The sequence below is a fragment of the Niallia sp. Sow4_A1 genome, from assembly GCF_052116745.1.
GTDB lineage: Bacteria > Bacillota > Bacilli > Bacillales > Cytobacillaceae > Niallia > Niallia hominis.
Genome location: NZ_JBQKKM010000004.1, coordinates 34,432 through 48,172, shown reverse-complemented (window position 1 = coordinate 48,172; position 13,741 = coordinate 34,432). Strand labels below are relative to the sequence as shown.

Annotated in this window: 11 protein-coding genes; all 11 read left to right on the top strand. The window is 36.8% G+C overall.

What is annotated here, in order from left to right; genetic code table 11:
* Positions 1-141: 141 nt before the first annotated feature.
* The 11 genes from mraZ (at position 142) to spoVE (ending at position 13,362) form a co-directional block, all read left to right on the top strand.
* On the top strand, positions 142-573 hold the full coding sequence (mraZ, locus tag ACTQ5K_RS03515) for a division/cell wall cluster transcriptional repressor MraZ (RefSeq protein WP_031534283.1): 432 nt from the start codon (positions 142-144) through the stop codon (positions 571-573).
* 63 nt (positions 574-636) lie between these two features.
* Positions 637-1,569: a 16S rRNA (cytosine(1402)-N(4))-methyltransferase RsmH gene (rsmH, locus tag ACTQ5K_RS03510; RefSeq protein ID WP_441993730.1), complete on the top strand. Its 933-nt coding sequence runs from the start codon at positions 637-639 to the stop codon at positions 1,567-1,569.
* Between the two features lie 24 nt (positions 1,570-1,593).
* Positions 1,594-1,953, top strand: a complete 360-nt coding sequence (gene ftsL / locus ACTQ5K_RS03505) for a cell division protein FtsL (RefSeq protein WP_235251148.1) — start codon at positions 1,594-1,596, stop codon at positions 1,951-1,953.
* A 3-nt stretch (positions 1,954-1,956) separates the two neighbouring features.
* Entirely contained in the window at positions 1,957-4,080 is a 2,124-nt protein-coding gene (locus ACTQ5K_RS03500) for a penicillin-binding transpeptidase domain-containing protein (protein WP_441993727.1), read from the top strand.
* 126 nt (positions 4,081-4,206) lie between these two features.
* Entirely contained in the window at positions 4,207-5,112 is a 906-nt protein-coding gene (locus ACTQ5K_RS03495; protein WP_441993725.1) for a nuclease-related domain-containing protein, read from the top strand.
* A gap of 369 nt (positions 5,113-5,481) precedes the next feature.
* Positions 5,482-7,392 (top strand): stage V sporulation protein D, encoded by a 1,911-nt coding sequence (locus ACTQ5K_RS03490; RefSeq protein WP_031534292.1) that lies wholly within the window; start codon positions 5,482-5,484, stop codon positions 7,390-7,392.
* 326 nt (positions 7,393-7,718) lie between these two features.
* Complete coding sequence (locus ACTQ5K_RS03485; RefSeq protein WP_441993723.1) at positions 7,719-9,200, top strand: UDP-N-acetylmuramoyl-L-alanyl-D-glutamate--2,6-diaminopimelate ligase; 1,482 nt, start codon at positions 7,719-7,721, stop codon at positions 9,198-9,200.
* Positions 9,184-9,624 carry a hypothetical protein gene (locus ACTQ5K_RS03480; RefSeq protein ID WP_048719127.1) on the top strand — a complete coding sequence of 147 codons (441 nt, stop codon included), beginning with the start codon at positions 9,184-9,186 and terminating at the stop codon, positions 9,622-9,624. Before ACTQ5K_RS03485 ends, ACTQ5K_RS03480 begins: the two co-directional genes overlap by 17 nt.
* 1 nt (position 9,625) lies before the next feature.
* Positions 9,626-10,600 (top strand): phospho-N-acetylmuramoyl-pentapeptide-transferase, encoded by a 975-nt coding sequence (gene mraY / locus ACTQ5K_RS03475; RefSeq protein WP_031534297.1) that lies wholly within the window; start codon positions 9,626-9,628, stop codon positions 10,598-10,600.
* The gene (murD, locus tag ACTQ5K_RS03470; protein ID WP_235251121.1) at positions 10,600-11,952 is read left to right on the top strand and encodes a UDP-N-acetylmuramoyl-L-alanine--D-glutamate ligase; all 1,353 of its coding nucleotides are present in this window, start codon (positions 10,600-10,602) and stop codon (positions 11,950-11,952) included. The genes mraY and murD overlap by 1 nt, the downstream gene beginning before the upstream one ends.
* Before the next feature lie 309 nt (positions 11,953-12,261).
* A complete protein-coding gene (gene spoVE, locus ACTQ5K_RS03465) occupies positions 12,262-13,362 on the top strand; it encodes a stage V sporulation protein E (RefSeq protein ID WP_031534299.1) in 1,101 nt (366 codons plus the stop codon).
* Positions 13,363-13,741 lie beyond the last annotated feature (379 nt).

Below are 13,741 nucleotides of genomic sequence, written 5' to 3'. Positions count from 1 at the left end.
CAGTAGAAATAAGCTTTGTCGGTCTTTTCAAAATTATTAATTTTGTTGCAGGAAATAAACAAAATAGCTAGAATTAAATTTAATAGTGGAGGAAAGTGGGGGATTGTGGTACATTGAGGTTAGAAAGTGGGGGACAAGGGTATGTTTATGGGGGAATATCATCATAATGTCGATGCAAAAGGACGTATTATTGTGCCTGCTAAATTCAGAGATAACTTAGGTGAAACCTTTATCCTAACCCGTGGCCTCGATCGATGCCTTTTTGGTTACCCCCTTAGCGAATGGGAGATTATAGAAGAAAAGCTCAAGCAATTACCATTAACGAAAAAAGATGCTAGAGCATTTACCCGTTTTTTCTTTTCCGGAGCAACAGAATGCGAAATTGACAAACAAGGACGCATAAATATTGCAACGCCCCTGTTTCAATATGCACAGTTAGAGAAGGAATGTGTTATTTTAGGTGTTTCTAATCGTATTGAAATATGGGACAAACAAGAGTGGGGAAATTATTTTTCAGAATCAGAGGATTCTTTTGGAGAAATTGCAGAGAATATGATTGGATTCGATATTTAATTTTTATCATCATGTACATACTAATTATTACTTACAAGAAAATTTATAGACAGGTGTGGATTCATGTTTAATCATACAACAGTTTTACTCAATGAAGCGGTCGATGCCCTTAACATTAAGCCGGATGGAATCTATGTAGATTGTACATTAGGTGGAGCTGGGCATAGCGAGTTAATTCTTTCGAGATTATCAGGGAGTGGAAGATTAATAGCGTTCGATCAAGATGAAGTAGCTATAAAAAATGCAGAAGAGAAATTAGCTCCTTACAAGGACAGGTTAACAATTGTCAAAAGTAATTTTCGCTATTTGGAAGAAGAGATTCATCATTTAGGAATTACCCATGTTGATGGCGTTCTATATGATCTAGGTGTTTCTTCTCCTCAATTGGATACTCCTGAGCGTGGGTTCAGCTATCATCATGATGCGCCACTTGATATGCGCATGGATAATGAAGCAGATGTTACTGCATATGATGTGGTTAATTCATGGTCGTATGAATCGTTAGTTAAAATATTCTTTCGTTATGGCGAGGAGAAATTCTCTAAGCAAATTGCAAGAAAAATTGAGGCAGCAAGAGAAAGTAAGCCAATCGAAACGACAGGAGAGCTGGTTGAATTAATAAAAGAGGCAATTCCAGCACCTGCAAGAAGAAAAGGTGGACATCCTGCAAAAAGAGTATTCCAAGCAATACGGATTGCGGTTAATGATGAACTAGGTGTATTTGAATCATCATTAGAGCAAGCAATGAAGTTATTAAATCCAGGCGGAAGAATTAGTGTTATCACTTTTCATTCCCTTGAAGACAGAATCTGTAAGTCGACATTAAAAAAAGCGAGCGACCTGCCGCCATTGCCGCCAGGACTTCCAATTATTCCAGATGAATTTAAACCAGAATTGAAATTAATTACGAGAAAGCCAATTACTCCATCAGAGGAAGAATTGGAATTTAATAACAGAGCGAGATCAGCAAAATTACGTGTTGCTGAAAAACAATAATCCATGTATGCAGGAGGTAATTAAATGAGTAATTTAGCTAGAAAAATTCAACAGGATCAGTATCAGCATCAAGAGGAAAAACAGTCGGTTAAAAAGGTCATTAAACAAACAAAATCATTATTATCTCCTGGAGAGAAAGTTTTAGGAATTGCCTTTATAGCGATTATTTGTTTTGGCGGTGTGAAAATTGTCAGCAATCAAAGTGAAATTTATCAAGTGAATAAAGAAATTCAAGTGACACAAAGCTCCATTAATTCTATTGAAAAGTCCAATAAGGAATTAGACACACAAGTAAAGGAATTAAGCAGCTTTGAGCGTTTACGCGAAGTAGCTAGTAAATTAGGACTTGATTTTAGTAAAGATAATGTAAAGGTTGTGCATTAAGCAATGATTCGAAAGCAGCCTAATATTAATTTTGGAGCAGCCATCCTATTTATTTTATTTTGTCTGCTCTTTTTTGTTTTAGTTATTCGTTTTGTTTATATTCAGGCAACAGGAGAAGTATCAGGAGTTGAGCTAGCTGCTCAAGCAGAAAAAAAACATAATACATCTCGTGTGTTAGGAGCATCAAGAGGCAGTATTTTAGACCGTAATGGCGAAGTGATTGCAGAAGATGCTGTTTCCTATAAGCTAGTGGCTGTAACAGACGCCTCATTAAGTAAGAATTTAGACAAAAAGGTTCATGTGGATGATCCAGAAAAGACGGCTAGAGAGCTAGCTAAATATATTGATTTAGAAGAATCAGAGATTTATAGAATTTTAACAAAAGAGGACGCCAAGCAAGTGGAATTTGGGAATGCTGGTAAAGACCTCTCCTATGAAACCAAAAAGAAAATTGAAGATTTGAACCTCCCTGGCATACAAATCGTTGAAGGCAAAAAACGATTTTATCCGAATGGGATTTTTGCTTCCCATGTAATTGGCTATTTAGAAGAATCAGATGGCAAAGAAACCGGTAGGCTTGGCATTGAAGAAAGTCTAAACAATTTGTTAACAGGTACGGATGGCAGCATGGAGTATAGCAAAGATATTTGGGGATATATTTTACCAAACAGTAAGGACAAAATTGAGCCTGCAAAAAATGGGGATGATGTTTATTTGACCCTTGATAAGAAAATTCAATCCTTTTTAGAAGATACAATGAATAAAGTGGATGATCAATATAATCCTGCGAAAATGATTGCAATTGTAGCTAATCCGAAAACAGGAGAAATTTTAGCGATGAGTCAAAGACCATCTTTTGATCCTGAAACAAGGGATGGAATTACAGATTCTTGGCATAATGAAGCAATTGAAACCAATTATGAACCAGGTTCTACAATGAAAATATTTACTTTGGCAGCTGCTGTGGAAGAAGGAGTATTTAAACCTAATGAAGAATACAAGTCAGGTAGATATGAGGGAATTGGCGATCATAATGGTGGTGTTGGTTGGGGCCCTATTTCTTATTTGGAAGGGGTTCAACGATCTTCCAATGTAGCCTTCGCAAAACTTGCTAAAGAAAAAATAGGGTTTGATACGTTTAGGGAATATTTGACGAAATTTGGTTTAGATCAGCCGACAGGTATTGATTTACCAAGAGAAGCGAATAGTTCCATTGTTTTTAACTGGCCAATTGAAAAAATCACGACGGCTTTTGGGCAAGGAACAGCATTAACACCGATTCAACAAATTCAAGCAGCCACTGCTGTTGCTAACGATGGGAAAATGGTGAGGCCGTACGTAATCGAGCAAATCAAAGATCCAAATACAGGCGAGATTATTAAAAAAGGCAAGACAGAAGTGACGGGAACTCCTATTTCTGCTGAAACGGCAAAAGAGGTGCGTGATATTCTTGAAACGGTAATAACTAGTCCTAAGGGAACAGGATACAAAAAATTCGATATTGATGGATATTCTGTTGCTGGTAAAACTGGAACGGCACAAATTCCAAAAAGCGGTGGCGGTTATCTAACTGGCAAGGAAAATTATATTTTTTCCTTTTTAGGAATGGCTCCGAAAGATGATCCAGAATTGATTATGTATGTAGCTGTACAGCAGCCAGAACTTAAAGATACAGAAGTGGGTTCTGAGCCTGTTGCAGAAATTTTTACTTCTGTTATGAAGAGTAGTCTTCAATATATGGATATTGTTCCAACGGAAGAAAAAGTTTCTGATCCGATTGAAATTCCAAATTTAAGTGGAATGACTGCAGAAGAAGCAAAGAAAGTCCTGAAAGATAAAGGCCTAAATGCTATTATTATCGGAGAAGGTAAAACAGTTGAAGGACAGCTTCCTGATAAAGGCGAAACCTATCTAAAAGGGGAAAAGGTAATCTTAAAAACAAATGGTAATGAAACAGTCCCTAATATGAAGGGCTGGTCTTTACGAGATGTTTTAAAAGTAGCAGACCTAAATAAATTAAAGCTGGAAAGCTCAGGAAGCGGGTACGTATCTTCCCAAAGCATAAAGGCAGGTTCAAAGGTAAAAGAAAATGATACGTTAACGGTTAAGTTAAAGGAACCGGAATAAGAGAGGAAGCTTCACTACATTTTTTGGGATGTGGTGGGGCTTTTTTTAGTAGAGTAGGAAAAGGTATAGTATACTAAAAAACAAGAGTTGTTTTTACACTCTAAAGAATAACAGGAGGGATAAAATTTGTACAAGCAGAGACAGAAACCGCCAGAATTAGCTATGTTAAAATCATTGAATAGCGGGATGGAATTATCAGAGGAAAGGAAGCGGAAATACACTAATCAAATAAAAGGCTGGGAAGGAGAGCGAAAATTTGATACATTACTCGGAAAATTCACGGAAGATTATGTTATATTAAATGATTTATTACTGCAATCGAACCAAACAACATTTCAAGTTGATACTATACTGATCGAAGGAGAAGCACTTCATCTATATGAAATTAAGAACTATGAGGGAGATTTTTACTATGAAAAGGATCGATTCTATAAGCGTTATAATAAAATGGAAATGAATAATCCTATTACTCAATTAAAACGAACAGAGTCTTCCTTAAGACAACTAATTCATCAGCTTGGCTACTCCATTCCAATTATACCTCATGTTGTATTTGTAAACCCCGAATTCACCTTACATCAAGCTCCTCTTTATTTGCCTTGTCTTTACCCTACTCCATTAAATCGTTACATTAAATCATTAGAAAAAAATATAACAAAAGTAAAAAAACAGCATATTGACTTAGCGGAAAAGCTGATTGCTCTCCATATGGATGAATCACCTTACCGAAGACTTCCAAGTTATAATTTTGATGAACTTAAGAAAGGAATCCTTTGTGATAAATGTAACTCATTGACCGTTTCAACAGAACGATCGATCATAAAATGTGATGCATGTGGATATACAGAAAGCTTGGAGGAAGCGGTTTTACGAAGTGTAGAAGAGTTTAAGCTGCTTTTTCCAGAAAGAAAGATAACGACAAAAGAAATGCATGAATGGTGCCTGATTTTAGGAGAGATGCGAAGAATTAAGAGAATATTAGATAAGCAATATACACTTATTGGAGTGCATCAATGGGCGTATTATGAGTGAAGGATTCTTTATAAAAGGTGTGAAAACCGTTATTCAAAGAAGATGTGAGAAGTGGCGTTCATTATCGGGATGAAAACCAAAATGGACAGAAGCGCAAGAGAAAGTGGCGTTCATTAGGGGGATGAGTACCAAAAATCGATAGAAGCATAGAGAAAGTGGCGTTCATCAATGAAATGAAAACCAAAATTCCTAAAAGCGCAAAAGAAACCAGCGTTCATCAAAAAAAGCAAACCCCTAATTAAGTCAAGATATCCTAAAACATCTCCACCCCACTCAACACCCCTATCCCCCAACAAATACTCTACGTTCTATTCCTTTTCGTACAAGCATATATTTTAATCGAGCTAGTATAAAGGGGGTTCCATCTGTATGCGGGTTTCAAACGTAACCGTTCGGAAACGATTATTGATAGCATTAGTTGCTGGGATAATAATTTTTCTTATTATTGATGCAAGATTAGCGTATGTTCAATTTTTTCTGGGGGACGAGCTTACAACGAAAGCGAAAAATTTATGGAGTCGACAAATTGCTTTTGAGCCACAGCGGGGAGAAATTTTGGATCGCAATGGAATAGCGCTTGCAACAAATGTCAGTGCGCCAACGGTTTATATAGTACCACGCCAAATTAAAGATCCAGCGGGCACAGCGGATAAGCTTGCGGCAGTATTGGAAGCGGATAAGGAATCTGTCTATAAGCAGATTATTCAAAAGGAGATGAGTGTTCGTTTAAAAGAAGGAAGGAAAATTACGCATGAAAAAGCGAAAAAAGTTCGAGCGCTTGATATAGATGGTGTCTATATTGGAGAGGATTCCAAGCGATCATACCCGTTCGGAAATTACTTATCCCATGTGTTGGGGTTTGCGGGTATTGATAATCAGGGGCTAATTGGTTTGGAACTAGAATATGATGATGAGTTAAAGGGAAAAAAAGGATCTGTTCAATATTACTCTGATGCAAAAGGACAAAGAATGAATGATATGGCGGATGCTTATGAGGCACCAGTCAATGGAAATGATTTAGTGCTTACAATTGATACAAGGATCCAAACGATTGTAGAAAGGGAATTGGATATTGCTGAGCAAACGTATTCTCCTGAATCGATTATTGCACTTGCGATGAATCCGAAAACCGGAGAGGTATTGGCGATGTCTAGTCGCCCTGGATTTGACCCTGCAGACTTCCAAAACGTAGATTCTACTGTCTATAATCGAAATTTACCTATTTGGAGTTCGTATGAACCAGGATCCACATTCAAGATTATTACACTGGCAGCTGCACTTGAAGAAGGAAAAGTAGATTTAGACAAGGATACTTTTTATGATAAAGGCTACGCAGAAGTTGGTGGAGCGAAGTTGAAATGCTGGAAGCGAGGTGGTCACGGTTCGCAAACATTCTTAGAAGTCGTTCAAAATTCCTGTAACCCTGGCTTTGTGGAATTAGGGGAACGTCTTGGAAAAGATACACTTTTTCAATATATTCGCGATTTTGGATTCGGACAGAAAACGGGCATTGATTTACAAGGAGAGTCAAAAGGAATCTTGTTTAACATGGATAGGGTAGGGCCAGTTGAGCAAGCAACTACAGCGTTTGGGCAAGGGGTTGCTGTAACGCCAATTCAGCAAGTAACAGCGTTATCAGCAGCAATTAATGGCGGAACTTTGTATACTCCATATGTAGCAAAGGAGTTAATTGATCCAGCTACAGGGGACGTCATTATGGAGAAAGAGCCTGTTGCAAAAAGAAAGGTTATTTCAGAGGAAACGTCAAAAGAAGTGAGAAGAGCATTAGAAAACGTTGTTGCAAAAGGTTCTGGAGGTAAAGCTTTTGTGGAAGGATATCGAGTTGGCGGGAAAACAGGAACTGCCCAAAAAGCATCAGGAGGAAAATATTTAGAAAATAACTATATCCTTTCCTTTATCGGCTTTGCACCTGCTGATGACCCAGAATTAGTCGTCTATGTTGCAGTAGATAATCCAAAAGGAACGGTGCAATTTGGTAGTGCTGTTGCAGCGCCAATCGTTGGGGCGATTATGGGAGATAGTTTAAGAGCCCTTGGCGTAGAACCTCGTGAAGACCAGATTGATAAAATATATAAATATCCGGAAAATCCATTAATCGAAGTGCCGGATTTAGTTGGTTATACGAAAAAAGACATTAGTGAATTGTTTATTAATCTTAAAATTGATTCAAGTGGTAGTGGGGATACCGTTATTAAACAATCTCCAGAACCAGGTACAAAAGTAAAGGATGGATCAACCATATTGCTTCAATTTAATTAATTGGATAGAATGCGGCCGGTATCTTTCGTGCCGCTTCTCTTTTTATCAGACAGGAATGAAAGTAGACCCCCTTATGCGCTTTTTCTAAAAGGAAAAGGGGAGAGCAAATTAAATATAAAAATACCCTCCATTAAAAAATTATTCTTCTAATATAAATTCTCCAACAATAAGGTACAACATAGATAATTTTTATTTAATCATGTAAAATAAAATACGCTAAGAAAATTGTATAATCTATATGGTTGCTTCATTATTTAGTATATAATTAATATTTATGAGTGATTTAGAGTACATATAGAGCTAGAGAAAAGAGGAATCAAAAAGCGATGCAATTAAAAAAACTTATTGAGAGTTTACAGCCATACACTCCTTATGTTGGAGAAGATGTGGAAATAAAATCAATAGAGAATGATAATCGCAAAGTAACAGAAGGCAGTCTTTTTATTTGTATAAATGGATATACAGTCGATGGACATGATTTTGCCCAGAATGCATATGAATCTGGCGCAGTCGCTGTCATTGCTGAAAGAAAACTGTCCTTGCCTATTCCAGTTATCGTAGTAAAAGATACCAAAAGGGCTAGTAGTGTGCTTGCAGATGTGTTTTATCAAAATCCAACACAAAAGCTCAAGCTTATTGGGATAACAGGAACAAATGGAAAGACGACAACGAGCCATTTAATAGATGCTATTTTAAAAGAGGCGCATAAAAAAACAGGAATCATCGGTACCATGTATACAAAAATCGGTGAGGAAATTCAAGAAACAAAAAATACTACTCCAGAAGCCGTGACACTTCAGAAGGTGTTCCATCAAATGGTGGAACAAAAAGTGGATACAGCTGTAATGGAAGTATCTTCACATGCCCTTGTAGAAGGCAGAGTATTTGGCTGTGATTATGATATTGCTGTATTTACAAATCTAAGTCAGGATCATTTAGATTATCATGGTACGATGGAGGAATATAAAAAAGCAAAAGGGCTGTTGTTTACAAGATTAGGAAATGCCTTTCAAGGGGAAAAGCCGAAGTTTGCTATCCTAAATAAAGATGATGCAGCAGCGAACGAGTATGAAACCATTACAGCTGCTCATATACTTACATATGGAATTGATAAAGATGCGGATATTATGGCGAAAAATATAAAAATAACAGCTGCTGGTACATCGTTTGATTTACATACTCCGCTTGGAACGCAAACTGTCCAACTGAAAATGGTTGGCAAATTCAATGTGTATAATTCGTTAGCAAGCATTGGTGCAGCGATTGCAAGCAATATTCCATTAGAAGTAACAATTAAAGCGTTAGAAAAGGTAGAAGGAGTTGCAGGAAGATTTGAAACGGTGAATGCTGGGCAAGACTTTTCAGTGATTGTTGATTATTCCCATACACCTGATAGTTTACAAAATGCCCTGCAGACGGTGAAGGAATTTGCCGAGAATAAAGTTTATGTCATTGTAGGCTGTGGGGGAGACAGAGACAAAACAAAACGCCCTTTAATGGCAAAAATTGCTTGTCAGGAAGCGAGCTATGCTATTCTTACTTCTGATAATCCTAGGAGTGAAGATCCAATTGCCATATTAAAAGATATGGAAGCAGGAGTGGAGGAAGAACAAAATTATACGATAATTCCTGATCGAAAAGAGGCTATTACTTTAACGGTAAATCAAGCACAGCATGGCGATGTTATCTTAATTGCAGGAAAGGGACATGAAACATATCAAATTATTGGTTCTGATGTGTTAGATTTTGATGACCGTTTAGTTGCAAAAGAAGCGATAGGAGAGAGAAAAAATGACACTGTCCTATAATGTAATCCTTCAGGCAATACCGAAAGCAAAAGGGTTTGTGAAGGAAGATTTACTTTTTCAAACCGTGACATTTATAGCAGACACGAAGCAGTCGAAAGGGCTATTTATTCCTTTTTATGAGGAGAATTCTGGTGATTTGAGCATTGCAATAGCGAATGGAGCAATAGGAGCGATTTGGGAAGAAGGGGTGGATCTCCCATCTTATACACCTAATCATTTCCCTATTTTTTATACAAAAGATTTAAAGGAAGGCATATTAAAAATGATTGAAATTTATGAGAAACAATTGCAAACACAAGAAAGTACAACAAAATTTATTTTTTTGAAAGAAAACAGTCTGCATTCCATGATGGAATCATATGATATACCGGTAATTAGAGAGCATGTATTAAAAACGAGCACGCAAATGAAAGGAGGGAACTAAAATGCAGGAGAAAGTAATCTTTTTTACGATTCTTTTAGGCTTTTTAATAACCGTATTGATTTCTCCCTTTTTTATTCCCTTCTTGCGAAGATTGAAATTCGGACAAAGCATTAGGGAAGAAGGACCGAAATCCCATCAGAAAAAAACGGGAACACCAACAATGGGTGGGTTAATGATTATCTTTTCTATTGTTGTAACAACTTTAGTAATGATTAATAAATTCTCAGAGCCAACAATTAAGACATATTTATTATTATTAGTTTTAGTTGGTTTTGGTTTATTAGGGTTTTTAGATGACTTTATAAAAGTAGTGATGAAGCGTAACTTAGGATTGACATCTCGACAAAAGCTGCTAGGTCAGATTATCATTTCCCTTATTTTTTACTTTGTATTACGTGAAAATGAATTCTCGACCGCTATTTCGATTCCATTTGTTGATAAACCATTGGAATTAGGCTGGTTTTATGCATTGTTTATTATTTTCTGGTTAGTTGGATTTTCAAATGCTGTTAATTTAACAGATGGCTTGGACGGTTTAGTTTCCGGTACATCTGCTGTTGCTTTTGGTGCATTTGCTGTTCTTGCTTGGAGCCAATCTCAGTTTGAAATTAGTATTTTTTCTGTAGCGATTGTTGGAGCAGTATTAGGATTCTTAGTTTTTAATGCCCATCCAGCTAAAGTATTTATGGGAGATACAGGTTCTCTTGCACTAGGTGGCGCGATTGCTGCCATTGCAATTTTGACAAAACTAGAGATTCTACTGATACTAATTGGTGGAGTATTTGTTATCGAAACGCTTTCCGTTATTCTTCAAGTTATTTCCTTTAAATCAACAGGAAGAAGAATTTTCCGAATGAGTCCACTGCATCATCATTATGAATTGGTTGGATGGTCAGAATGGAGAGTAGTTGTCACATTTTGGACGGTTGGATTATTATTTGCCGCTTTAGGAATTTATATTGAGGTGTGGTTATAATGAAACAGATTAACGATTATCATCATAAAAAAATACTTGTATTAGGTCTTGCCAAAAGTGGAGTAAGCGCAGCTCAATTACTACATAATTTAGGTGCCTTCGTAACAGTAAATGATAGTAAACCTTTAGATGAGAATCCGGAGGCGCAAGGATTATTGGAGCAAGGGATAACAGTAATATGCGGTAGCCACCCCATTGAATTATTAGAAGAAGGATTCCAGCTTATTGTAAAAAATCCAGGGATTCCTTATTTTAATCCAATGATTAAAGGGGCAATAGAACGCGATATTCCCGTTATTACAGAGGTAGAGCTTGCATACAGAGTTTCTGAAGCTCCGTTTTTTGCCATCACTGGATCAAATGGGAAAACGACAACAACGACATTATTATTTGATATGTTAGAAGCAGATAAGAAAAAGCCACTCATTGCCGGAAATATTGGTACAGTTGCTTCGAATGTGGCTCAAGTTGCAGAGGAAGATAATAAAATTGTTATCGAATTATCATCTTTTCAATTAATGGGTATTGAGAAATTCAAGCCACATATTGCAATCATTACGAATATTTATGAGGCGCATTTGGATTATCATGGAACAAAAGACGAATATGCAAAGGCAAAAGGGAATATCACGAAGAATCAGGATGCAAATGACTATTTAATTGCAAATGTGGAGCAAGAGGTAGTAATGAATATCGCGAAAAACAGTAATGCGACAATTATTCCTTTTTCTGCAAAACGGGAATTAGAGTTTGGTGCATATGTGAAAGATAATGTCATCTATTTTAATGAGGAAAAAATAATGAAACTTTCTGATATTACATACTTAAGTGCCTTAAATTTAGAAAATATCCTTTCGTCCGTTGCTGCGGCTAAGCTTTCTGGAGTGTCAAATGAAAGTATTTTTGAAGTACTAAGTACATTTAAAGGGGTTAAACATCGTCTGCAATTTATTAAAGAATTACATGGGCGAAAATTTTATAATGACTCGAAAGCAACCAATATTTTAGCAACACAAAATGCCCTTGCAGCCTTTAATGAGCCAGTTATTTTACTGGCAGGTGGCTTGGATCGAGGAAATGAATTTGATGAACTAATTCCATCGCTTAAAAATGTGAAGGCCATGATTACTTTTGGACAAACTGCTGAAAAAGTGGAGAAGGCAGGTAGACTTGCAGGAATAAAAACAATTAAACGCGTCGATAATGTGGACAAAGCAGTACCTGTTGCTTATGACTTATCAGAAAGTGGAGATGTAATTCTCCTTTCCCCAGCATGTGCAAGCTGGGATCAATACAAAACTTTTGAGGTCAGAGGAGACATTTTTATTAATGCGGTGCATATGCTTAAATAAGGGCTTGTCTGTAAGTAGGCGTTGAAAGAAAAAATTTGATTTGTATGAACAAACACATCAATGATCTAACAGGATAAAACGTTCTTACCTGAAGTAAGCTCTGTAAATGATAACAAGGGTAGTAGAGAAAAGGAGAAAGTTTATTTTATGCCATGCGGGAATGAAATGACTTTTGAACTTTTTGCTACTTCTCAACCGTTAATTTACAGAGCTTTCTTTTTTTGAATCGATTTCGAGAACACATGAAATTTGGATACCACGCGCTTTTCTTTTCTTCAAGCCCAAATCTTGCAATTCGAGGTGTTAATGGTGCCATCAAAAAAAACGACTCCAGATATAATTCTAATGATTCTCACATTTACGTTACTGGCAATAGGGTTAATCATGGTGTATAGTGCTAGCGCGGTAATGGCCGAACGAAATTTAGGTGATTCTTTCTTCTTTGCCAAAAGACAGATGCTTTTTGCGGGCGTCGGAATTGCAGCAATGCTATTTATAATGAATCTTGATTACTGGATATGGCGTTCTTGGGCTAAACAGATTATTATTGTTTGTTTTGTATTGCTTATAGTCGTTTTAATTCCTGGCGTTGGTTTAGTTCGGAATGGTTCACAAAGCTGGATTGGAGTCGGTGCATTTTCTATTCAGCCCTCTGAATTTATGAAAATAGCAATGATTATTTTCCTGGGGAAGTTTCTGTCAGAAAATCAAAAGCATATTACTTCATTTAAAAAAGGCTTGCTCCCTTCATTAGGGCTAGTATTCCTGGCGTTTGGAATGATAATGCTTCAGCCAGATTTAGGTACTGGTACGGTTATGGTTGGTACAAGTATTGTCATGATTTTTATTGCTGGTGCTAGAATTCGTCACTTTGTGATATTAGGTCTTATTGGTGTTGCAGGGTTTGTAGGATTGGTTGCGAGTGCTCCTTACCGGATTAAAAGGATTACTTCCTTCCTTGATCCTTGGTCTGATCCATTAGGAAGCGGGTTTCAAATCATTCAGTCCTTGTATGCAATTGGTCCAGGTGGATTATTTGGTTTAGGTCTTGGGGAGAGTCGGCAAAAGTTTTTCTACCTGCCGGAGCCACAAACAGACTTCATTTTTGCGATTCTATCAGAAGAATTAGGATTTATTGGTGGCTCGCTGATTTTATTATTATTCGCCCTCTTGCTTTGGAGAGGAATAAGAATCGCTCTAGGCGCACAAGATTTGTTTGGTAGTTTTGTAGCGGTTGGAATTATTTCTATGGTTGCGATTCAAGTTATGATTAACATCGGAGTTGTAACAGGACTAATGCCTGTAACAGGGATTACCCTTCCATTTCTAAGCTATGGAGGATCTTCTTTAACCCTCATGTTAATCGCGATTGGTATTCTTTTAAATGTCAGCAGATTTTCAAGGTATTAAACGTTATTTAAAATTTTGAAACCTAGTGTAGGGTGCTTATTCCCATCACTAGGTTCTTTTTATTGCCTTTTTAAAAAGGAAGAACTTGCAGGTAATTCCATTCTCTTCCCTTGGGGCACACATAAGCCATAAGGGATTAATATAAATACTTCCCATAGCTAATAAATAGCTTGTTTACCTGAAAAACATCATTAAAAAAGCTGAGAATATCAAAAATTTATTTTTTTCGCACATATGATAAACTTTTTGCAATCATGACAAAAATGGTGCTGAAAAGGGGAATGTGTTACATTTCATTATCAATTTCAAGATATTCATAAAGGGTGTTTAAAATATAGTACAATAAGGTATCTATTAGTTGGGGGTTGACCGGAAAGTA

Bases quoted from the DNA above. Each gene is read 5' to 3' on its own strand.
- mraZ (WP_031534283.1), top strand. From the start codon at position 142: ATGTTTATGGGGGAATATCATCATAATGTCGATGCAAAAGGACGTATT.
- rsmH (WP_441993730.1), top strand. From the start codon at position 637: ATGTTTAATCATACAACAGTTTTACTCAATGAAGCGGTCGATGCCCTT.
- ftsL (WP_235251148.1), top strand. From the start codon at position 1,594: ATGAGTAATTTAGCTAGAAAAATTCAACAGGATCAGTATCAGCATCAA.
- ACTQ5K_RS03500 (WP_441993727.1), top strand. From the start codon at position 1,957: ATGATTCGAAAGCAGCCTAATATTAATTTTGGAGCAGCCATCCTATTT.
- ACTQ5K_RS03490 (WP_031534292.1), top strand. From the start codon at position 5,482: ATGCGGGTTTCAAACGTAACCGTTCGGAAACGATTATTGATAGCATTA.
- ACTQ5K_RS03485 (WP_441993723.1), top strand. From the start codon at position 7,719: ATGCAATTAAAAAAACTTATTGAGAGTTTACAGCCATACACTCCTTAT.
- ACTQ5K_RS03480 (WP_048719127.1), top strand. From the start codon at position 9,184: ATGACACTGTCCTATAATGTAATCCTTCAGGCAATACCGAAAGCAAAA.
- mraY (WP_031534297.1), top strand. From the start codon at position 9,626: ATGCAGGAGAAAGTAATCTTTTTTACGATTCTTTTAGGCTTTTTAATA.
- murD (WP_235251121.1), top strand. From the start codon at position 10,600: ATGAAACAGATTAACGATTATCATCATAAAAAAATACTTGTATTAGGT.